Origin of the sequence: Streptomyces sp. NPDC056169, from assembly GCF_042268445.1 — a bacterium.
Taxonomy (GTDB): Bacteria; Actinomycetota; Actinomycetes; order Streptomycetales; family Streptomycetaceae; genus Streptomyces.
In genome coordinates, this window is sequence record NZ_JBHJUO010000018.1 from 70,001 (window position 1) to 90,816 (window position 20,816).

Sequence of the window (20,816 nt, forward strand, 5' to 3'; positions counted from 1 at the left end):
CGTGAGTTCTCCGCTCAAGGTGGGGGCCGTCGTCATCACGATGGGCAACCGCCCCGACGACCTGCGCGCGCTCATCGACTCGGTCGCCAAGCAGGAGGGCGACCCGGTCGAGGTCGTCGTCGTCGGGCAGGGCACCCCGGTCACCGGGGTGCCCGGCTGGGTCCGTACCGTCGACCTGCCGGAGAACCTCGGCATCCCCGCCGGCCGCAACGTCGGCATCGAGGCCTTCGGGCCCGGCGGCACCGACGTCGACGTCCTGCTCTTCCTCGACGACGACGGTCTGCTCGCCCACGCGGACACCGCCGAACTGGTCCGCCAGGCCTTCACGGCGGACCCGCGGCTCGGCATCATCGGCTTCCGCATCGCCGACCCCGAGACCGGGGCCACCCAGCGCCGCCACGTGCCGCGACTGCGCTCCGCCGACCCGATGCGCTCCTCGCGGGTGACGACCTTCCTCGGCGGTGCCAACGCCGTCCGCACCAAGGTCTTCGCCGAAGTGGGCACCCTCCCGGGGGAGTTCTTCTACGCGCACGAGGAGACCGATCTCGCCTGGCGCGCGCTCGACGCCGACTGGATGATCGACTACCGTTCCGACATGGTGCTGTTGCACCCCACTACAGCGCCTTCCCGCCACGCCTCGTACCACTTCAACGTGGCCCGTAACCGAGTGTGGTTGGCACGTCGCAATCTGCCCGCACCCCTGGTGCCGGTGTATCTCGGCGTCTGGCTGCTGCTCACCCTGGCACGTCGGCCCTCGCTCTCCGCGCTCAAGGCGTGGTTCGGCGGTTTCCGCGAGGGGTGGACGACTCCCTGCGGGCCGCGCCGCCCGATGAGGTGGCGTACGGTGTGGCGCCTGACCCGGCTGGGTCGCCCCCCGGTCGTCTGACATCGTGGTACCCGACGTGCCGCGCATCTTGAACACGAAAGTTTCGACTGTGAGTGACACACACCAGGGCGGGGCGGTCGCGACGAGCGCGCCCCCGTCCGTCGACGAGGGCCTGGCCCCGGCCGAGCTGGCCGCGAAGTACGGTCTCGCGGTCAGCGGCGCCCGGCCCGGGCTGTTCGAGTACGTACGCGAGCTGTGGAGCCGCCGCCACTTCATCCTGGCGTTCTCCTCGGCCAAGCTGACCGCCCAGTACAGCCAGGCCAAGCTGGGCCAGGTGTGGCAGGTGGCGACCCCGCTGCTCAACGCCCTGGTCTACTACCTGATCTTCGGGCTGATCCTGGGCGCCGGGCAGGGGATGTCCAAGGAGGTCTACATCCCCTTCCTGGTCACCGGCATCTTCGTGTTCACCTTCACCCAGAGCTCGGTCATGGCCGGCGTCCGGGCGATCTCGGGCAACCTCGGCCTCGTGCGGGCCCTGCACTTCCCGCGGGCCAGCCTCCCGATCTCGTTCTCGCTCCAGCAGCTCCAGCAGCTGCTGTTCTCGATGATCGTCCTCGTGGCGATCGTGCTGTCCTTCGGCAGCTACCCGACGCCCCGCTGGCTGCTGGTGGTCCCGGCGCTGTTCCTGCACTTCGTGTTCAACGTGGGACTCGCCATGATCGTGGCCAGGATGGGCTCCAAGACGCCCGACCTCGCCCAGCTGATGCCGTTCATCATGCGGACCTGGATGTACGCGTCCGGCGTCATGTTCTCGATCCCGGTGATGCTCGCCGACAAGCCGGCCTGGATCGCCGACATCCTCATGTACAACCCGGCGGCGGTCTACATGGACCTGATCCGCTTCGCCCTCATCGACGGCTACGGCGCGCAGAACCTGCCGGACCACGTCTGGGTGACCGCCCTCGCCTGGGCGGTCATCGTCGGCGCCGGCGGTTTCGTCTACTTCTGGAAGGCCGAGGAGAGGTACGGCCGTGGCTGACCCGAACCCGAGCAACGTCCCCACCGTCATCTGCGACGACGTCCACATCGTCTACCGGGTCAACACCGGTGGCGGCGGCAAGGGCAGCGCCACCGCGGCGCTCAGCCGGATCGTCGGCCGCGGCAAGGCCGAGGTCACCCGCGGCGTCCGCAAGGTCCACGCCGTCCGCGGCGTCACCTTCACCGCCTACCGGGGCGAGGCCATCGGCCTCATCGGCTCCAACGGCTCCGGCAAGTCCACGCTGCTGCGCGCCGTCGCCGGTCTGCTCCCCACCGAGAGCGGCAAGGTCTTCACCGACGGCCAGCCCTCGCTCCTCGGCGTCAACGCGGCCCTCATGAACGACCTGACGGGCGAGCGCAACGTCATCCTGGGCGGCCTCGCCATGGGCATGAGCCGCGAGGAGGTGCGTGAGCGCTACGACGGCATCGTCGACTTCTCCGGCATCAACGAGAAGGGCGACTTCATCAGCCTGCCCATGCGCACGTACTCCTCCGGCATGGGCGCCCGCCTCCGCTTCGCCATCGCGGCGGCCAAGAACCACGACGTCCTCCTCATCGACGAGGCGCTCGCGACGGGTGACCGCAAGTTCCAGATCCGCTCCGAGGAGCGCATCCGCGAGCTGCGCAAGGAGGCCGGCACGGTCTTCCTCGTCAGCCACAGCAACAAGTCCATCCGGGACACCTGCGACAGGGTGCTCTGGCTGGAGAAGGGGCAGCTCCTGATGGACGGCCCCACGGACGAGGTCCTCAAGGCGTACGAGCGGGAGACCGCCCGCTAGAGGCCGATCCGAGCTGTGCGGAACCCCTGCCGATGTCATCCGGTAGGGGTTCTTCCGCCCTCCCGTCGCCCGCCGCCACCCTTGCCGGACGGTGCTTCGCACCGGCCCCTTTCTTCCCCGCGCGTCGTGTTGCCACCTGGAATGTTCATGCGGTCAACATCGGGCAGGATGATCCCCATGGCAGCGATCTCGGGGGGAAAGACCTACCACCACGGCGATCTGCGGAACGCGCTGATCTGCGCCGCCGTCGACCTGGCCACCGGCGGAGGCCCCGAGAGGGTGGTGCTGCGCGAGGCCGCCCGCAGAGTCGGTGTCTCGCCCACCGCCGCCTACCGGCACTTCGACGGACGCGGCGAACTGCTCCGTACCGTCAAGGCCCACGCCCAGTGCCTGCTCGCCGACTCCATGGAGCGGGCCGCCGCCCGCGAGCCCGGCGCCGACGACCCCGCCCTGGCCGCCGAGCGCAGGCTCGTCGCCCTCTGCCGGGGGTACGTCGGCTTCGCCGTGGAGCAGCCCGGCCTCTACCGGGCCGCGTTCTGCGTCGCCCGACCCGCCGAGGCCGACGAGCCGGCCTCCGGGCGGCAGCCGGCCGAGCCCGAGATCCGCGCGTTCACCCTGCTCAGGGAAGCCCTGGAGGGGCTCGCCAAGGCCGGTGGGCCCCGGCCCGGCTTCCGGCCCGCCGCCGGTGCCGCCGCGTGGTCCGCCGTACACGGGCTGTCGCTCCTGCTGCTCGACGGCCCGCTGCGGCGCCTTCCCGCGCAGCGCAGGGACGACGTCGTCGAGTCCACGCTGGCCATGGTGGTCTCCGGCACGCGTGTCCTCTGATCCCGGACCGTCCTCGAACTCCCTTGCTGTGTACGAGGGTTGGCGACCCGTACGGATGAAGTCCCGGATCCCTGCCACCCCGGAACGTCGACGGCCCTCGTACAACGTAAGCTGGACCGGTCTGTTTCGAGGCAAGTAGGGCGATACCCCACGGCCATCGGGTCGCCGGGAGACGGCCCGGCGGGCAGGAGTAGGCGGCGTGTCCGAAATAGGATGGATTGGATCGGCAGTGTAGAACGGGAGTCGTGACGGCCATGACGCAGAATCTCCAGCTCCACGAGGGTGTCGCCGTCCCCCCGTCGGGCAGCGCCCAGTGACGGGAACCCGGCAGGTGCGCCCCGACGCCTCCACGCGCACCACACTCGGCAAGGCCGCGGACGAGAACTTCCCCGTGGCCCCCTTCTTCCTGCCCCGGGCCTGGCGCGACGACCTCATGGCCGTCTACGGGTACGCCCGCCTCGTCGACGACATCGGCGACGGCGACCTCGCCCCCGGCGGCGCCGACGCCCGGCACCTCGGCCTCGGCCCCGAGGAGGCGGAGGACCGGATCGCCCTCCTCGACGCCTTCGAGGCCGACCTCCGGCGCGTCTTCGACGGCACCCCCCGCCACCCCCTGCTGCGCGCGCTCCAGCCGACCGTCCGGCGGTGCGGCCTCACCCCCGAGCCCTTCCTCGGGCTGATCGCGGCCAACCGCCAGGACCAGCTGGTCCGGCGCTACGAGACGTACGACGACCTCCTCGCGTACTGCGAGCTCTCCGCGAACCCCGTCGGGCGCCTCGTCCTCGCCATCACCGGCACCGACACCCCGGAGCGGATCCGGCGCTCCGACGAGATCTGCACCGCCCTGCAGATCGTCGAGCACCTCCAGGACGTTGCCGAGGACCTCGGCAACGACCGGATCTACCTGCCCGCCGAGGACCTCAAGCGGTTCCACGTCACCGAGGACGACCTCGCCCGGCCCACCGCGGGCGCCTCCGTGCGCGCCCTGATCGCCTTCGAGGCCGAGCGGGCCCGTGAACTCCTGCACGCGGGCACCCCGCTCGTCGGCAGCGTCCACGGCCGGCTCCGCCTCCTCCTCGCCGGATTCGCCGCCGGGGGCCTCGCGGCGCTCGACGCGGTCGCCGCCGCCGGATTCGACGTCCTGCCCGGTCCGCCGAGGCCCACCAAGCCGAGCCTGATGCGCCAGGCCGGAGCGGTTCTGCTCCAGGCGCGGAGAGAGGGGTGAGCGCCACCGTGGAGGGACAGCTCCAGCCGACCGCACCGGTCCAGGCCGCCTACAGCTACTGCGAGGCGGTCACCGGGCAGCAGGCCCGCAACTTCGCCTACGGGATCCGGCTGCTGCCGACCGAGAAGCGCCAGGCGATGTCCGCGCTGTACGCGTTCTCGCGGCGCGTCGACGACATCGGCGACGGCACGCTCGCGCCCGAGGCCAAGCGGGAGCGGCTCGAAGCCACCCGCGCGCTGCTCGACCGGGTCCGCGCGGGCGAGGTCGACGACGACGACACCGACCCCGTCGCGGTCGCCCTCGCCGACTCGGCCCGCCGCTTCCCGATCCCGCTCGGCGGTCTCGACGAGCTCATCGACGGCGTCCTCATGGACGTCCGAGGCGCGACCTACGAGAGCTGGGACGACCTCAAGGTCTACTGCCGCTGCGTCGCCGGAGCGATCGGCCGGCTCTCGCTCGGCGTCTTCGGCACCCAGCCCGGCGCCCAGGGAGCCGACCGCGCCCCCGAGTACGCCGACACCCTGGGGCTCGCGCTCCAACTGACCAACATCCTCAGGGACGTCCGCGAGGACGCCCTGAACGGGCGCACCTACCTGCCCGCCGACGACCTCGCCAAGTTCGGCTGCGGGGAAGGCTTCGGCAGCGAGACCCCGCCCCCCGGCGCCGACTTCGCCGGGCTCGTCCACTTCGAAGTCCGGCGCGCCCGCGCCCTGTTCGCCGAGGGCTACCGGCTCCTGCCGATGCTCGACCGGCGCAGCGGCGCGTGCGTCGCCGCCATGGCCGGCATCTACCGGCGGCTGCTCGACCGCATCGAGCGCGACCCCGAGGCCGTGCTCCGCGGCCGGGTCTCGCTGCCGGGCCGGGAGAAGGCGTACGTCGCCGTGCGCGGCCTCTCCGGGCTCGACACCCGGCACATCGCCCGACGTACGGTCAGGAGGCGTGCCTGATGCGCCCGTGCGCCCCCGTCCGCCGGGCAACCCGGAGCGCTGCCCCGGCGTCCCTGCCTGCGGCACCCCTGCCGACCGACGCGACCCGAACGGAGGCCGTGTGACGACCGAAGGAACCGAGCGGCACCCCCGGCAGCCCCACGCCGTCGTCGTCGGCGGCGGGCTCGCCGGGATCACGGCCGCGCTCCAGCTCGCCGACGCCGGCGTCCGCGTCACCCTGCTCGAAGGCCGGCCCCGCCTCGGCGGCCTCGCCTTCTCCTTCCGCCGCGGCGACCTCACCGTCGACAACGGCCAGCACGTGTACCTGCGCTGCTGCACCGCCTACCGCTGGTTCCTCGACCGGATCGACGGCGCCCGCCTCGCCCCCCTCCAGGACCGCCTCGACGTCCCCGTCCTCGACGTCGCGCACCCCCGCGGCCCCCGGCTCGGCCGGATCCGCCGCGACAACCTCCCCGTACCGCTGCACCTCGCACGCAGCCTCGCCACGTATCCGCACCTCTCGCTCGCCGAGCGGGCCTCCGTCGGCCGGGCCGCGCTCGCCCTGAAGAAGCTCGACCCCGCCGACCCGGCGCTCGACGGCATCGACTTCGCCACCTGGCTCGGCCGCCACGGACAGTCCCCGCGCACCATCGAGGCGCTCTGGGACCTCGTCGGCATCCCGACCCTCAACGCCCCCGCCCCGCAGGCCTCCATGGGGCTCGCCGCGATGGTCTTCAAGACCGGCCTGCTCTCCGAGCCCGGCGCCGCCGACATCGGCTGGGCCCACGTCCCGCTCGGCGAACTCCACGACACCCGGCCCGCGAAGGAGCTCGACGCCCTCGGCGTCCGCACCCTGCTGCGCACCAAGGCCGAGCGGATCTCCCGTACCGACGACGGGCGTTGGGCCGTCGAGGTGCCGGGGGAGACGATCGACGCCGACACCGTCGTCCTCGCCGTACCGCAGCACGAGACGCACGGCCTGCTGCCCGAAGGCGCCCTCGACGATCCCGACCGGCTCCTCGACATCGACACCGCGCCCATCCTCAACCTGCACGTCGTCTACGACCGCAAGGTGCTGAAGCGGCCGTTCTTCACCGCGCTCGGCTCCCCGGTGCAGTGGGTCTTCGACCGCACCGACTCCTCGGGACTGCGGGGCGGCGGCCAGTACCTCGCCGTCTCCCAGTCCGCCGCCCAGGACGAGATCGACGAGCCCGTCGCCGCCCTGCGCGAGCGCTACCTCCCGGAGCTGGAGCGGCTGCTGCCCGCCGCCCGCGGCGCCGGGATCCGCGACTTCTTCGTCACCAGGGAGCGGACGGCCACGTTCGCCCCCTCCCCGGGCGTCGGCCGGCTCCGCCCCGGCGCCCGCACCAGGGTCCCCGGCCTCTACCTGGCCGGATCCTGGACCGCCACCGGCTGGCCCGCGACCATGGAGGGCGCCGTCCGCAGCGGTTTCAGCGCAGCGGGCGCCGCGCTCTCCACCCTCGGCCGCCGTCATGACCATCCGCTGCAGGAGGCGGCATGACTGTGAGTACCGGAACAAGAGGAGAGACCGTGCCGACTGTGCCGCCGGGTAATCCGGCCGTCGACACCGCGGACGTGTCCGCACTGCTGGAACGGGGGCGGACCCTGTCCACCCCCGTACTGCGGGCGGCCGTCGACCGCCTCGCAGCGCCCATGGACACCGTGGCCGCCTACCACTTCGGCTGGATCGACGCCCTCGGCAACCCCGCCGACGGCGACGGCGGCAAGGCGATCCGCCCCGCGCTCGCCCTGCTGTCGGCCGAGGCCGCGGGCGCCGCGCCCGAGGTAGGGATCCCCGGCGCCGTCGCCGTGGAGCTCGTCCACAACTTCTCGCTGCTCCACGACGACCTGATGGACGGCGACGAGCAGCGCCGCCACCGCGACACCGTGTGGAAGGTGCACGGGCCCGCCCAGGCCATCCTCGTCGGCGACGCCCTCTTCGCCCTCGCCAACGAGCTGCTGCTCGAACTCGGCACCGTCGAGGCCGGCCGGGCCACCCGCCGGCTGACCACGGCCACCCGCAAGCTCATCGACGGGCAGGCCCAGGACATCTCGTACGAGCACCGCGAGCGGGTCACCGTCGAGGAGTGCCTGGAGATGGAGGGCAACAAGACGGGCGCCCTGCTCGCCTGCGCCGTCTCCATCGGCGCCGTCCTCGGCGGGGCCGACGACCGCACCGCCGACAAGCTGGAGGAGTACGGCTACCACCTCGGCCTCGCCTTCCAGGCCGTCGACGACCTCCTCGGCATCTGGGGCGACCCGGAGGCCACCGGCAAGCAGACCTGGAGCGACCTGCGCCAGCGCAAGAAGTCGCTGCCGGTCGTCGCGGCCCTCGCCGCGGGCGGAACCGCCTCCGAGCGGCTCGGCGAGCTGCTCGCCGAGGACGCCAAGTCCAACGACTTCGACACCTTCTCCGAGGAGGAGTTCGCCTTCCGGGCCGCCCTCATCGAGGAGGCCGGAGGACGCGAGTGGACCTCCCAGGAGGCCCGCCGCCAGCACGCCGTCGCGATCGCGGCCCTGCACGAGGTGGACATGCCCGCCCGCGTGCGGGAGCAGCTCACCGCGCTGGCCGATTTCGTGGTCGTACGGAAGAGATGATCACCATCACCCTGATATGAGTTCGCGGTCGCCGGCCGGTGCCTTCCGGCGCCGGCCGACGGCAGACCCGTAGAAGCAGAAGTAACCGACTGCGCAAAGGGGAAGCCATGACAGCGACGACCGACGGAAGCGCCGGGGCCGTGGGCCCCCGGGCCGCCGCGGCCAGCACGACGCACGACACCGACGCCTCCGCGTCGGGCCTCGACGAGACCGCCGCACGGGCCGCGGAACGCGCCGTCGAGCACCTGCTCGCCCGCCAGGACCCGGCGGGCTGGTGGAAGGGCGACCTGGAGACCAACGTCACCATGGACGCCGAGGACCTGCTCCTCCGCCAGTTCCTGGGCATCCTCGACGCCGACACGCTCCGTGCCGCGGCCCTCCACATCCGCCGCGAACAGCGGGAGGACGGCGCCTGGGGCACCTTCTACGGCGGACCCGGCGAGGTCTCCGCCACCGTCGAGGCCTATGTGGCACTGCGGCTCGCCGGGGACCCGCCCGAGGCCCCGCACATGGCCCGCGCCTCCGCCTGGGTCCGCGCCCGGGGCGGCATCGCCGCCGCCCGGGTCTTCACCCGGATCTGGCTGGCCCTCTTCGGCTGGTGGCGCTGGGAGGACCTGCCCGAGCTGCCCCCCGAGCTGCTCTTCCTGCCGAAGTGGTTCCCGCTCAACATCTACGACTTCGGCTGCTGGGCCCGGCAGACGATCGTGCCGCTCACCGTGGTCTCCGCGAAGCGCCCGGTCCGCCCCGCGCCCTTTCCGCTCGACGAGCTGCACACCGATCCGGCGCGCCCGAACCCGCCCCGGCCCCTCGCCCCGGCCACCGGCTGGGACGGGATCTTCCAGCGGCTCGACAAGGCACTGCACGTCTACCACCGGGTCGCCCCCCGCGCGCTGCGCGGGACCGCGATGAAGACGGCCGCGCGGTGGATCATCGAGCGCCAGGAGAACGACGGCTGCTGGGGCGGCATCCAGCCCCCCGCCGTCTACTCGGTCATCGCCCTGCACCTCCTCGGCTACGACCTCCAGCACCCGGTCATGCGCGCGGGCCTGGAGTCCCTCGACCGGTTCGCGGTCTGGCGCGAGGACGGCTCCCGCATGATCGAGGCCTGTCAGTCGCCGGTCTGGGACACCTGTCTCGCCACCATCGCGCTCGCTGACGCCGGGCTCCGTCCCGACCACCCGGCCCTGGTGAAGGCCGTCGACTGGATGCTGGACGAGGAGATCACCAAGGAGGGCGACTGGGCGGTGCGCCGCCCCGGACTCCCGCCGGGCGGCTGGGCGTTCGAGTTCCACAACGACAACTACCCCGACATCGACGACACCGCCGAGGTCGTCCTCGCCCTGCGCCGGGTCGACCACCCCGACCCCGCCCGGGTGGAGGCGGCCATCGCCCGGGGCGCGCGCTGGACGGTCGGGATGCAGTCGCGCAACGGCGCCTGGGGAGCCTTCGACGCCGACAACACCAGTGTGTTCCCCAACAAGCTGCCGTTCTGCGACTTCGGCGAGGTGATCGACCCGCCGTCCGCCGACGTCACCGCCCATGTGGTGGAGATGCTCGCCTACGAGGGGCAGGCCCGGCACCCCCGGACGCGCCGGGGAATCGAGTGGCTCCTCGCCGAACAGGAGCCGAACGGTGCCTGGTTCGGCCGCTGGGGCGTCAACCACGTCTACGGGACGGGGTCGGTGGTCCCGGCCCTCACCGCCGCGGGGCTGCCCGGCTCCCATCCGGCGATCCGCCGGGCCGTCGCCTGGCTGGGCTCCGTACAGAACGAGGACGGGGGCTGGGGCGAGGACCTCCGCTCGTACGAGGACGCGGAGTGGATCGGCCGCGGCGCCTCCACCGCCTCCCAGACCGCGTGGGCGCTCATCGCCCTCCTCGCGGCGGGGGAGCGCGACTCCGAGCCCGTCCGGCGGGGCGTCGCCTGGCTCACGGAGACGCAGCGCGAGGACGGCTCCTGGGACGAGCCGTACTTCACGGGCACCGGCTTCCCCTGGGACTTCTCCATCAACTACCACCTCTACCGGCTGGTCTTCCCGCTCACGGCGCTCGGCCGCTACGTGTACGGGGATCCCTCGCCGCAGTCGGCCCGCTCGACCCGTTCCGCCCATCCGGCGCGCTCCTCCCGGCCGACCGCCGAGGAGGGCTGATGGCCCGCGAGCCGGGCCCGGGGCCGACCCCCCGCCCCGGCACCGCTCCGCCGCTGCTGATCGCCTGCGCGCTCGGCATCGAGAAGCTCGCCCTGCGCAGCGGGGACCGGGGCGGGGCCCCCGGACCGGTCACCGTGGTGCGTACGGGCATGGGACCCGCCCACGCCCGCCGCGCCGTGTCCCGGGCGCTCGGCGAGGAGCGGTGGGCGGACGCCGCCGTCATCGCCTCCGGCTTCTGCGCGGGGCTCGCCCCGGGCATGCACCCGGGGGACCTGATCGTCGCCGAGGAGACCCGGGACGCCGACGGCACGACCCCCTGCGTGGGCACCGAGCTCCTGGTGAAGGCGCTGGTCAAGGCCGTGCCCGGGCGGACCGTCCACACCGGCCCGCTGACCGGCTCCGACCACGTGGTGCGCGGGCCCGAGCGGGTCGCGCTGCGGGCCACCGGCGCGATCGCCGTCGACATGGAGTCCGCGGCGACCCTGCGGACCGCGCGGGAGGCCGGCCGGCTCGGGGCTGGGCCGGACGCCCGCCCGGTTGCGGCCGTCCGGGTGGTCGTGGACGCTCCAGAACATGAACTGGTCCGGATCGGCACGGTACGCGGGGGAATATCGGCCTTCCGTGTTCTCCGTGCCGTCCTTCCCGCATTCTTCGAATGGCACCGTTCTTTGCTGCTCCCCAGGAGGTGAGCGAGTTATGGCCATGCCGCTTCGTCAGTCCATCAGGGTCGGGACCTACCTCTTCGAACAGAAGCTCCGCAAGCGGGACAAGTTCCCGCTGATCGTCGAGCTGGAGCCGCTCTACGCCTGCAACCTCGCATGCGAGGGCTGCGGAAAGATCCAGCACCCGGCGGGTGTCCTCAAGCAGCGCATGCCGGTCGCACAGGCCGTCGGCGCGGTCCTGGAGTCCGGCGCCCCCATGGTGTCCATCGCGGGCGGCGAGCCCCTGATGCACCCTCAGATCGACGAGATCGTGCGCCAGTTGGTCGCCAAGAGGAAGTACGTCTTCCTCTGCACCAACGCGATGCTGCTCCGCAAGAAGCTGGAGAAGTTCACGCCCTCGCCGTACTTCGCCTTCGCCGTGCACATCGACGGCCTGCGCGAGCGGCACGACGAATCCGTCGCCAAGGAGGGCGTGTTCGACGAAGCGGTGGCGGCCATCAAGGAGGCCAAGCGGCGCGGCTTCCGCGTCACCACCAATTCGACCTTCTTCAACACCGACACCCCGCAGACCATCATCGAGGTGCTCAATTACCTCAACGACGACCTCCAGGTCGACGAAATGATGATCTCGCCCGCCTACGCCTACGAGAAGGCCCCCGACCAGGAGCACTTCCTCGGCGTCGAGCAGACCCGCGAACTCTTCAAGAAGGCCTTCGCGGGCGGAAACCGGCGCCGCTGGCGTCTCAACCACTCGCCGCTCTTCCTGGACTTCCTGGAAGGAAAGGCCGATTTCCCGTGCACGGCCTGGGCCATTCCCAACTACTCGCTCTTCGGCTGGCAGCGCCCCTGCTATCTGATGAGCGACGGATACGTCCCCACGTACCGCGAACTCGTCGAGGAAACCGACTGGGACAAGTACGGCCGCGGAAAGGACCCGCGCTGCGCCAATTGCATGGCGCACTGCGGCTACGAGCCCACCGCCGTCCTCGCCACCATGGGTTCCCTCAAGGAGTCCCTGCGCGCGATCCGGGAGACCGTCTCCGGGAACAGCACGTGAGAGCGGGGGAGGTGGGCGGGCGATGAGCGAGGAGTTCGATCTGCGGGCCCTGCTCGCCGAGCGCGGCGGCGAGCGGTACGAACTGCACGCCAAGTACCTCAACCACCAGCTGCCGCGCATGCTCCACACCATCGGCTTCGACAAGGTGTACGAGCGGGCCGAGGGCGCCCACTTCTGGGACGCCGACGGTGTCGACCACCTCGACATGCTCGCCGGCTTCGGCGTGATGGGCCTCGGACGGCACCACCCCGTCGTCCGCAAGGCCCTCCACGACGTCCTGGACGCCCAGCTCGCCGACCTCACCCGCTTCGACTGCCAGCCGCTGCCGGGACTGCTCGCCGAACGGCTGCTCGCGCACAGCCCGCACCTCGACCGGGTCTTCTTCGGCAACAGCGGCACGGAAGCCGTGGAGACCGCCCTCAAGTTCGCCCGGTACGCCACCGGGCGGCCCAGGGTCCTCTACTGCTCCCACGCCTTCCACGGGCTCACCACCGGCTCGCTCTCCGTCAACGGCGAGCGCGGCTTCCGGGAGGGCTTCGACCCGCTCCTGCCGGACACCGCGATCGCCCTCGGCGACCTCGAAGCCCTGGAGCGGGAGCTGCGCCGGGGCGACGTGGCCGCCTTCGTCGTGGAGCCGATCCAGGGCAAGGGCGTCCACGAGGCGCCGCCCGGCTTCCTGCGTGCCGCGCAGGAGCTGCTGCACCGGCACGGCGCGCTGCTGATCGCGGACGAGGTGCAGACCGGCCTCGGCAGGACCGGGGACTTCTACGCGTACCAGCACGAGCCGGGGGTCGAACCGGACCTGGTCTGCGTCGCCAAGGCGCTGTCCGGCGGCTACGTGCCGGTCGGCGCCACCCTCGGCAAGGACTGGATCTTCAAGAAGGTCTACTCGTCGATGGACCGGGTCCTCGTCCACTCGGCGAGCTTCGGATCGAACGCGCAGGCCATGGCGGCCGGGCTCGCCGTCCTCTCGGTCATGGAGAGCGAGGACACCGTCGCCCACGTCCGGCGGATCGGCGACCTGCTGTCCGGGCGCCTCCAGGAGCTCGTACCCCGGTACGAGCTGCTGCACGAGGTGCGCGGACGCGGTCTGATGATCGGGATCGAGTTCGGCCGGCCGACGTCCCTGGGGCTGCGCGGCCGGTGGGCGATGCTCCAGGCGGCCCGCAAGGGCCTCTTCGCCCAGATGGTCGTCGTGCCCCTGCTCCAGCGGCACCGGATCCTCACCCAGGTCTCCGGGGACCACCTGGAGGTGATCAAACTGATTCCGCCGCTGGTCGTCGACGAGGCGGACGTGGACCGGTTCGTCACCGCCTTCACGGCGGTCATGGACGAGGCCCACGGCGGCGGCGGGCTGATGTGGGACTTCGGGAGGACCCTGGTGAAGCAGGCCGTGGCCCAGCGCTGAGCCGGACGGATCCCTGGTCTTTGCCTCTGAGGCAAGAAACTTGCCTCAGAGGCATGATCCTGGCGCAATGGACGCATGGACCACGTCCCCGGGGACACCGCCCCGGACCCCGCCACCCCCGACGTCCTGCCCGACGTCGCCCCGCAGCTGCGGGCCCTGCGCCGCCGCCGGGGACTCACCCTGGAGGCCGCCGCCCAGCGGGCCGGCCTCTCGCCGGCCCACCTCTCCCGCCTGGAGACGGGGAACCGGCAGCCTTCGCTGCCGATGCTGCTCGCCCTCGCCCGTATCTACGGTACGACGGTCTCCGAGCTCCTCGGCGAGACCCCGCCCGAGCACGATCCCGTCGTCCGGGCCGGCCGCTCCGAGCCCGTCGAGGCCGACGGCTGGATCTACCGCCAGGCCGGCGGTGCCGGGCGCGCGCTCCAGTGCCTGCGCGTCCACGTGCCGTACGCCACCCGGGGCGACATCGTGCGCGTCCACCCCGGCGAGGAGTGGATCCACGTCCTGGAGGGACGGGTGCGGCTCGCGCTCGGCGACGCCGTCCACGTCCTCGATCCGGGGGACGGCGCGCACTTCGACTCGCTCACCCCGCACCGCATCGGCGCCGCCACGTCCGGCGGGGCCGAGCTGCTCTTCGTCCACACCCTGATGCAGAGTCCCGTCGCCGAGCTGTGTCTCGGCGACGGAACCCCGCACCGACGCTGACCCCACGTGCCCCTTCGTCAGAAAAGGACCGAGATGTCCGAGAAGTCACGACCTGTCACCGGCGAGGAGCGCGGGGAAGGCAAGTTCCCCAAGGGGCTGGTCCTCCGTCTCTTCGCGTACCTGATCGCCGGACACCTCTTCGCCGGTTTCCTCTACCTGCTCTTCGCGATGGGCGCGAAGAGCTAGGAGCGGTCCGCGCCTACGCCTCGACGAGGAAGCGCTCCCGCAGCCGCTCACGGGTCTCCGGGGCCAGCTTGAGCCCCTCGGTCAGGTAGGTCTCCACCGAGCCCCAGGTCGCGTCGATCGTCTCGAACGCGGCCCGCAGGTACTCCACCCGCGCGTCGAAGAGCGGGCTCAGCAGCTCCATCACCTCGGGCGACATCGCGTCCGCGGCGGTGGAGCTGCGGCGCACCTTGTAGCGGCGGTGCGGGTCGTTCGACTTCACGTAGTCGGCCTCGATCGCCTCGCGCTCGACGTCGAGGGCGAGCAGCGTGATCGCGATGGAGAGGCCCGCGCGGTCCTTGCCCGCGGCGCAGTGCATCAGGGCAGGGACGCTCTCCTCCGCCATGGAGTGCAGGATCCGGCTGTGCTCCGAGGTCCGCTCGACGATCATCTTGCGGTACGAGTCGGACATCCGGGCGGCCGCCTTGCCGTCGCCCAGGATCTCCCGCAGCTGGGCGATGTCGCCGTCGCGCACCAGCTTCCAGAACTCCTTGCCGTCGGCCGGGTCGTTGAGCGGTATGTTCACGTTCCGCACGCCGGGGAGCTCGACGTCCGCGCCCTCGACCTTGCGGTCGGCCTCGTTGCGGAAGTCGAAGACGGTGTGCAGGCCGAGCGAGGCGAGGAAGGCGGCGTCCGCCTCGGTGGCGTGGGCGAGGTGGCCGCTGCGGAAGAGGCGCCCGGGTCGCACGGCGCGCCCGTCCGTCGTCGGCAGGCCGCCCACGTCCCGGAAGTTGCGGACCTCGGCCAGCTCGGGTTCGTTCGCTTCGGTGGGCGGGACCTGCGGCAGCTGCTGCGTCACGGATGCTCCTGGGGGTCGACGTTCGGGGGCCCGATGCGAGATCGGTGCCTAGGACAATCATCCAGGTGGGAGGGGGTCTGCGCACCCCCTCGGACGGGAATGGGCGATCTGTCCGAAATGAGGGGTAAGGGGGAACACGCCCTGTTTACAGGTGAGATGGGCCGAGCCGCGTGAGCAGGGTCATAGAAGTGACGGATCGTGGCCGAAGGCCCCCGGCAATTGCCGTACGGAAAAAGGAAATCGAAGGACCGTCATCGACGGAGGGTGACCGGAATTCCGCCCGGAATGCGGCCCGTGTAATGCCGGGGGAAATCTGCGGCTTGTTCGCTCCGACCCCGCTCGTCTAGCGTCACCGTCAATCCGGTCGGACCGCCGAATCCTGCCACCGTCCGGAATCCGCACTCATCCCATGCGTGGCAGGAGCGGGGGACCCAGGAAGTACGCCGGTCCCGCGACACAGGACGGCTCGGGGTGAAGCCGCGCGAGAACGCGGCCGGGCATCTCCAGTCCGAACCCGACAGCTCACCTCGTAGGCGCCGGAGAGGAATTCGCCATGCCCGCGAAGGGTAAGCACCGCCGTACCAGGACCAACCCGCTCACGCGTGGACTCGTCGCCGCCGGTACCGGAGGCGCCGTCGTCGCGCTTCCGCTCCTCGGTGCCACCGGGGCCCACGCCGCCGAGCAGGCCGCCCCGGCCGCCGTCCCCGCCCAGGCCGTCAGCGCCGCCGCCCAGGTGAAGGCGCCCGCCGCCCTCCAGGCCGCGCCGACCGCCGCCGCGAAGGCCGCGCCGAAGACGTACTCCGTCGTCAGCGGCGACTACCTGTCGAAGATCGCCGGCGAGCACCACCTCGCGGGCGGCTGGCAGAAGCTGTACCAGGACAACCGCCAGGTCGTCGGCGAGAACCCCTCGCTGATCCTGCCCGGCATGAAGCTCACCCTCGGCGCCAAGAACACCGCGCACGCCGCCCCCAAGCACGTCGCCCCGAAGAGCGCCGCGCCCAAGGCCGCCGCCGAGAGCACGCAGAGCTCCGAGAAGAACGGCGACACCTCGCGCGCCTCGCGCAGCAGCCAGCGCTCCGCCGCCCCGGCCGCCGCCTCCGCCGAGTCGCAGAGCTCGCAGTCCTCGCAGTCCTCGCAGACGTCTCAGTCGTCTCAGTCGTCTCAGTCGGCGGGTGCCGATACCTCCGCGTCCGGCTGGGTCACGCCCGTCGCCGGCGGCGGCTTCTCCACCCCGTACCGCGCCTCCGGCTCCATGTGGTCCTCCGGCTACCACACCGGTGTCGACTTCATCGCCTCCTCCGGCACCACCGTCCGCGCCGTCGGCGCCGGCACGGTCGTCTCCGCCGGCTGGAGCGGCGCCTACGGCAACGAGGTCGTCATCCAGCACGCCGACGGCAACTACTCGCAGTACGCCCACCTCTCCTCCCTCTCCGTCTCGTCCGGCCAGACCGTCAGCGGCGGCCAGCAGATCGGCCTCTCCGGCTCGACCGGCAACTCCACCGGCCCGCACCTGCACTTCGAGATCCGTACCTCCCCGAACTACGGCTCCGACGTCGACCCGCTGGCCTACCTGCGCCAGCACGGCGTCTCCGTCTGACACGCACGCTCCCCGGCGGCCCGGCACACCTGTGCCGGGCCGCCGGCGTATTCCGGCTTGGGAGAATCTTTATCGGTGGCATATGTCACCCGACGTCAACCCTTCCTTACGGTCGCGTAGGTCACATCCGAAAGGGAAGGATGTGCTCCCGTGGCAGACGATTCGAGATCAAGAGACAAGAACGCATTCGGGTCGTACGCGGCGATCGGTGACAGCTTCACCGAGGGTGTCGGAGACCCCGGACCCGACGGGACGTACGTCGGCTGGGCGGACCGCTTCGCGGTCCTGCTCGCCGACGAGCTGCCGGAGCACGACGACTTCCGCTACGCCAACCTGGCCGTACGCGGGCGACTGCTCGACCAGATCGTGGCGGAACAGGTCCCCCGGGCGAAGGAACTCGCCCCCGACCTGGTGACCTTCTGTGCCGGCGGCAACGACATCATCCGGCCCGGCACGGACCCCGACGACGTGGCCGAGCGCTTCGAGCGCGCCGTCGCGGACCTGACCTCCGCCGTCGGCACGGTCATGGTGACCACCGGCTTCGACACCCGCGACATCCCCGTGCTCCGGCATCTGCGCGGGAAGATCGCCACGTACACCGCCCACGTCCGGTCCATCGCGGACCGCTACGACTGCCCGGTCCTCGACCTGTGGTCCCTCAAGTCCGTGCAGGACCGGCGGGCCTGGGACGACGACCGGCTGCACCTCTCGCCCGACGGCCACACCCGCGTCGCCCTGCGCGCCGCCCAGGTCCTCGGCCTGCCGGTGCCCGCCGACCCGGACCAGGCGTGGCCGCCGCGCCCCCCGCGCGGCACGCTGGAGGTGCGCCGCGACGACATCCACTGGGCCAAGGAGTACCTCGTGCCCTGGATCGGGCGCAGGCTGCGCGGCGAGAGCTCGGGCGACCACGTCGAGGCCAAGCGCCCCGACCTCATGCCTCTCTGAGCAGCGACGGGCCGCCGGCCGGGATCCGCTCCAGGACCCCGCCGGCGAACACGTCGTACAGCGGCAGCGTCTCCAGGTGGACGTAGCCGATGTGACAGTCGCAGACGCCGAGGGGGCAGGCCCGGGGACGCAGGGCGGCGCGGTACGAACCGTCGTACAGATTGCCCAGCTCCGCCTTGACGAAGTGGCAGCGCCGTACCGTCCCCTCGCCGTCCACCGAGATCACCGACTCGCCCGTACGGCACGGCAGCCCCGCCGAGCGGTGCGGCCGTCTGCTGTAAGGGAAGAGCGGATCGATCCCCGTCCACTCCTCGGCCTCCGCGTCCGTGTACGTGTGCCCCTCGGCCGCGTTCACCCAGAGGTAGACGTGCGGCGGCAGGTCGGCGCGCAGCCGGCGGGCGTCGTCCCGGTGCTCGGGCAGGCCGACCACACCGACGCTGAACCGGATGCCCCCGTCCGTCAGCTCGCGGCACTTGCCGAGGAAACGCTCGTACGGCGTCTGGCCCGGGTGGTACGTGCACCACAGGGCGACGCTCGCCGGGTCCGCCTCCGCCAGCCAGTCCGTCCGGCAGCTCAGATTCGTCTGGATCGCCACCCGCTCGACGTGCGGCAGTCGCGACAGGTCGACGAGCGCCCGCCGGTACCAGGAGCGCACGAGACCCTCGCCCCACGGGGTGAAGAGGATCCGTAGCCGGTCGCCGGTCTGCCCGGCGGCCCACCCGGTGAACCGGTCGAGCGCGGCCCGGTCCGCGCGCAGCTGCTCGCGGCTGTCCCGGCGCTTGGCGAAGGGACAGTAGGGGCAGTCGAAGTCGCAGGAGGCGAGCGGGCCGCGGTAGAGCAGCGTCAGATCCATGCCCGCCCCTACTTCGGCTCGTACGCGGCCATGGCGGCCCGCACGTCGGGCGAGAACAGCTCCGGGCCGAGCCCGTCCGAGTACGCGAGCCCCTCAGGCGAGAGCCGGAGCAGCCCCGCGGGGGCGTCCGCGTCGAGCCAGCCGAGGGCCTCGAACCGGGCCAGCTCCACGGGGAAGTCCGTGAACGGCGAGGAGCCGAACCGCTCCTCGTAGCCGGTGACCGGCATGCCCTCCGCCTGGAGCAGCGACTGGAGCAGATGGCGGCGGCGGGCCTCCTCCGCGTCGACCCACCGGCCCACCTCGACGCGCGAGAAGTCCTCGGTCTCCGTGTAGGCGTCGATGATCGAGCGGATCTCGCGCATGTCGACGGCGTAGTCGAAGGAGTAGTGCAGCGCCGACGTGTACGAGCGGGCGCCGCAGCCCAGACCGATCATCCCGTCCGTCTGGCAGGCGTAGTCGTCCGGGCCGAGGGGAGCGGCGTCCGTCCGCCGGAACATCCGCATCGACACCTGCTCGTACCCCTGCGCGCGGAGGTGGTCCCGGCCGTACCGGTAGAGGCGCAGCCGCCGCTCGTCCCACTCGCGGTCGGCGTCGGGGGAGATCCGGCCGAGGCCGGTGAGCGGGCGCACGTACAGCGGGTAGAGGTACAGCTCCTCGGGCTGCCAGGCGAGCGCCGCGTCGAGCGAGGAGCGCCAGGACTGCTCGGTCTGTCCGTCGATCCCGTAGATGAGGTCGATGTTGAGGACGGGCACGCCGGTGTCCCGGATCCGGCCGAGGGCGGCCTCGACGTCCGCGCGCCGCTGCGGCCGGACCGCCGCCCGGGCCTCCGCCTCCACGAAGCTCTGCACCCCGATGCTGAGACGGGTCGCGCCCCGCTCGGCGAGGACCGCGAGCCGGTCGGCGGTCGCGGTCGCGGGGGAGGTCTCGACGGAGAGCGGCACCGCCCGCAGGTCGACCCCCATCCGCTTCTCGGCGATGTCGCACAGCCGCTCCAGCTCGCCGGCGGTGAGGAAGGTGGGCGTGCCACCGCCGAACGCGGCCGTCGCGAACCGCACCGGAGCGCCGTCCCCCCGGGGGTCGCCGAGCGCCTCGCGGACCGCCGTGGCCTGGCGGTCGAGGGCGTCGAGATAGCGGGTGGTCAGCTCGTCGGGCGCGCCGATGCGGGTGAAGAGGTTGCAGAAACCGCAGCGGACCTCGCAGAACGGTATGTGCGCGTAGAGGGAGAGCGCGTCCTTCGGCTCCGCCTCCCAGAGGGCGCCGAGGGAGGGCCGGTCGGGGAGCGCGCGGTACGCCGTCTTGTGCGGATACGCGTAGACGTAGCTGCGGTACGGGTGGGGGGTGGTGGTCTCGCTCATGCCGTCGCCTCCAGCGCGGGGCCGTCCAGGACGAACTGCGCGTACGGCACGGTCCACACGACCTCGTGGCCGAGCCGGTGGCCGGTGTGGCCGTCCTCCCCGTACGCGGTGCCGTGGTCCGAGCAGACGATCGCGAAGCAGGGGCGCCGGCTGCTCATCGCGGCGAAGAGCCGTCCGATGTGCCGGTCGACGTATTCGAGGGCCGCCGCGTGGGTGGCCCGGGAGTCCCCGGCCTCGCGGGTCGCCCCCGGCAGATGGAACCAGTTGGGCTGGTGCAGCGCGGACACGTTGACGAAGAGGAAGAGCCGCCGTTCGCGGGGGAGCGCGGCGACGACCTCCTCGGCGCGGTCCACCTGGGACGCGAAGGACGTCGGGGACGCGACGCCGAAGGACGGCTCCCAGTGACTCTCCTGGAACAGGCCGGGGAGGACGGAACCGAGCGGCGGCTGCTTGTTGAAGAAGCCCACCCCGCCGACGCAGACCGTCCGGTAGCCCTCGCCCGCGAGCCCCGAGACGAGGTCCGGGGTGTCGTGGACGTACGTGCCGTCGGCGGTCGACTCGCTGCCCGCGAACCGGGCCGCGAAGAGGCGGGGATGCGGCCCGGGAGCGGCCGGGGTCGGCAGGAAGCCCGCGAAGATCGCCTGGTGGGAGGCGTATGTGAAGCTGCCGGGCGCGTGCCGCCGCTCCCAGACCCCGCCCGGCAGGTGCCGGGCCAGGTGCGGGATGCGACCCTCGGCCGCCAGCTCGGCCGCCACGTCGTACCGCAGCGTGTCGAGGGTGACCAGGAGCAGGTCGTGGCTGCCGACGATCGCGTTCATGTCGGGCTGA

Annotated in this window: 20 protein-coding genes and 1 riboswitch; of the genes, 16 read left to right on the top strand and 4 right to left on the bottom strand. The window is 72.1% G+C overall.

Annotation, left to right across the window (positions count from 1 at the left end; genetic code table 11):
* Positions 1-40: 40 nt before the first annotated feature.
* From ACFC0G_RS28490 to ACFC0G_RS28555, 14 genes are all read left to right on the top strand, one after another.
* A complete protein-coding gene (locus tag ACFC0G_RS28490) occupies positions 41-886 on the top strand; it encodes a glycosyltransferase family 2 protein (RefSeq protein ID WP_376408548.1) in 846 nt (281 codons plus the stop codon).
* 49 nt (positions 887-935) lie between these two features.
* On the top strand, positions 936-1,865 hold the full coding sequence (locus ACFC0G_RS28495) for an ABC transporter permease (RefSeq protein WP_376408232.1): 930 nt from the start codon (positions 936-938) through the stop codon (positions 1,863-1,865).
* Complete coding sequence (locus ACFC0G_RS28500; RefSeq protein WP_024757946.1) at positions 1,858-2,643, top strand: ABC transporter ATP-binding protein; 786 nt, start codon at positions 1,858-1,860, stop codon at positions 2,641-2,643. The genes ACFC0G_RS28495 and ACFC0G_RS28500 overlap by 8 nt, the downstream gene beginning before the upstream one ends.
* Before the next feature lie 177 nt (positions 2,644-2,820).
* Complete coding sequence (locus ACFC0G_RS28505; RefSeq protein ID WP_376408234.1) at positions 2,821-3,468, top strand: TetR/AcrR family transcriptional regulator; 648 nt, start codon at positions 2,821-2,823, stop codon at positions 3,466-3,468.
* Between the two features lie 313 nt (positions 3,469-3,781).
* Positions 3,782-4,693: a squalene synthase HpnC gene (gene hpnC, locus ACFC0G_RS28510; protein WP_376408237.1), complete on the top strand. Its 912-nt coding sequence runs from the start codon at positions 3,782-3,784 to the stop codon at positions 4,691-4,693.
* Complete coding sequence (gene hpnD / locus ACFC0G_RS28515; RefSeq protein WP_376408239.1) at positions 4,690-5,640, top strand: presqualene diphosphate synthase HpnD; 951 nt, start codon at positions 4,690-4,692, stop codon at positions 5,638-5,640. Before hpnC ends, hpnD begins: the two co-directional genes overlap by 4 nt.
* A gap of 100 nt (positions 5,641-5,740) precedes the next feature.
* Positions 5,741-7,141, top strand: a complete 1,401-nt coding sequence (gene hpnE / locus ACFC0G_RS28520; protein ID WP_376408242.1) for a hydroxysqualene dehydroxylase HpnE — start codon at positions 5,741-5,743, stop codon at positions 7,139-7,141.
* Complete coding sequence (locus tag ACFC0G_RS28525; RefSeq protein WP_376408244.1) at positions 7,138-8,238, top strand: polyprenyl synthetase family protein; 1,101 nt, start codon at positions 7,138-7,140, stop codon at positions 8,236-8,238. The genes hpnE and ACFC0G_RS28525 overlap by 4 nt, the downstream gene beginning before the upstream one ends.
* 107 nt (positions 8,239-8,345) lie before the next feature.
* A complete protein-coding gene (gene shc / locus ACFC0G_RS28530; protein WP_376408246.1) occupies positions 8,346-10,385 on the top strand; it encodes a squalene--hopene cyclase in 2,040 nt (679 codons plus the stop codon).
* Positions 10,385-11,074 (top strand): 1-hydroxy-2-methyl-2-butenyl 4-diphosphate reductase, encoded by a 690-nt coding sequence (locus tag ACFC0G_RS28535; protein WP_376408248.1) that lies wholly within the window; start codon positions 10,385-10,387, stop codon positions 11,072-11,074. The genes shc and ACFC0G_RS28535 overlap by 1 nt, the downstream gene beginning before the upstream one ends.
* 7 nt (positions 11,075-11,081) lie before the next feature.
* The gene (hpnH, locus tag ACFC0G_RS28540; RefSeq protein WP_376408250.1) at positions 11,082-12,104 is read left to right on the top strand and encodes an adenosyl-hopene transferase HpnH; all 1,023 of its coding nucleotides are present in this window, start codon (positions 11,082-11,084) and stop codon (positions 12,102-12,104) included.
* A 22-nt stretch (positions 12,105-12,126) separates the two neighbouring features.
* Positions 12,127-13,512: an aspartate aminotransferase family protein gene (locus tag ACFC0G_RS28545; RefSeq protein ID WP_376408252.1), complete on the top strand. Its 1,386-nt coding sequence runs from the start codon at positions 12,127-12,129 to the stop codon at positions 13,510-13,512.
* Between the two features lie 75 nt (positions 13,513-13,587).
* Positions 13,588-14,217, top strand: coding sequence for a helix-turn-helix domain-containing protein (locus tag ACFC0G_RS28550; RefSeq protein ID WP_376408255.1), 630 nt, complete (start codon positions 13,588-13,590; stop codon positions 14,215-14,217).
* Between the two features lie 33 nt (positions 14,218-14,250).
* Positions 14,251-14,403 carry a DUF6126 family protein gene (locus tag ACFC0G_RS28555; protein ID WP_376408258.1) on the top strand — a complete coding sequence of 51 codons (153 nt, stop codon included), beginning with the start codon at positions 14,251-14,253 and terminating at the stop codon, positions 14,401-14,403.
* Positions 14,404-14,416: 13 nt separating this feature from the next.
* On the opposite strand, the gene ACFC0G_RS28560 is transcribed toward ACFC0G_RS28555, so the two are convergent.
* Positions 14,417-15,238 (bottom strand): tyrosine-protein phosphatase, encoded by an 822-nt coding sequence (locus ACFC0G_RS28560; RefSeq protein WP_376408261.1) that lies wholly within the window; start codon positions 15,236-15,238, stop codon positions 14,417-14,419.
* A gap of 393 nt (positions 15,239-15,631) precedes the next feature.
* Positions 15,632-15,787: riboswitch (cyclic di-AMP (ydaO/yuaA leader) on the top strand.
* 4 nt (positions 15,788-15,791) lie between these two features.
* Between ACFC0G_RS28560 and ACFC0G_RS28565 the strand changes: the two genes are divergently transcribed.
* Together ACFC0G_RS28565 and ACFC0G_RS28570 are read left to right on the top strand one after the other, a co-directional pair.
* On the top strand, positions 15,792-16,835 hold the full coding sequence (locus ACFC0G_RS28565) for a peptidoglycan DD-metalloendopeptidase family protein (protein ID WP_376408264.1): 1,044 nt from the start codon (positions 15,792-15,794) through the stop codon (positions 16,833-16,835).
* A gap of 150 nt (positions 16,836-16,985) precedes the next feature.
* Positions 16,986-17,780 (top strand): SGNH/GDSL hydrolase family protein, encoded by a 795-nt coding sequence (locus tag ACFC0G_RS28570; RefSeq protein WP_376408267.1) that lies wholly within the window; start codon positions 16,986-16,988, stop codon positions 17,778-17,780.
* On the opposite strand, the gene ACFC0G_RS28575 is transcribed toward ACFC0G_RS28570, so the two are convergent.
* Genes ACFC0G_RS28575 through ACFC0G_RS28585 form a run of 3 tightly spaced genes read right to left on the bottom strand, consistent with a single transcriptional unit; the run spans position 17,767 to position 20,806 of the window.
* A complete protein-coding gene (locus ACFC0G_RS28575; RefSeq protein WP_376408269.1) occupies positions 17,767-18,633 on the bottom strand; it encodes an STM4011 family radical SAM protein in 867 nt (288 codons plus the stop codon). The two genes, ACFC0G_RS28570 and ACFC0G_RS28575, sit on opposite strands and share 14 nt — an antisense overlap.
* Positions 18,634-18,641: 8 nt before the next feature.
* Positions 18,642-19,988 (bottom strand): STM4012 family radical SAM protein, encoded by a 1,347-nt coding sequence (locus ACFC0G_RS28580; RefSeq protein WP_376408272.1) that lies wholly within the window; start codon positions 19,986-19,988, stop codon positions 18,642-18,644.
* Positions 19,985-20,806: an STM4013/SEN3800 family hydrolase gene (locus ACFC0G_RS28585; RefSeq protein WP_376408551.1), complete on the bottom strand. Its 822-nt coding sequence runs from the start codon at positions 20,804-20,806 to the stop codon at positions 19,985-19,987. Before ACFC0G_RS28585 ends, ACFC0G_RS28580 begins: the two co-directional genes overlap by 4 nt.
* Positions 20,807-20,816 lie beyond the last annotated feature (10 nt).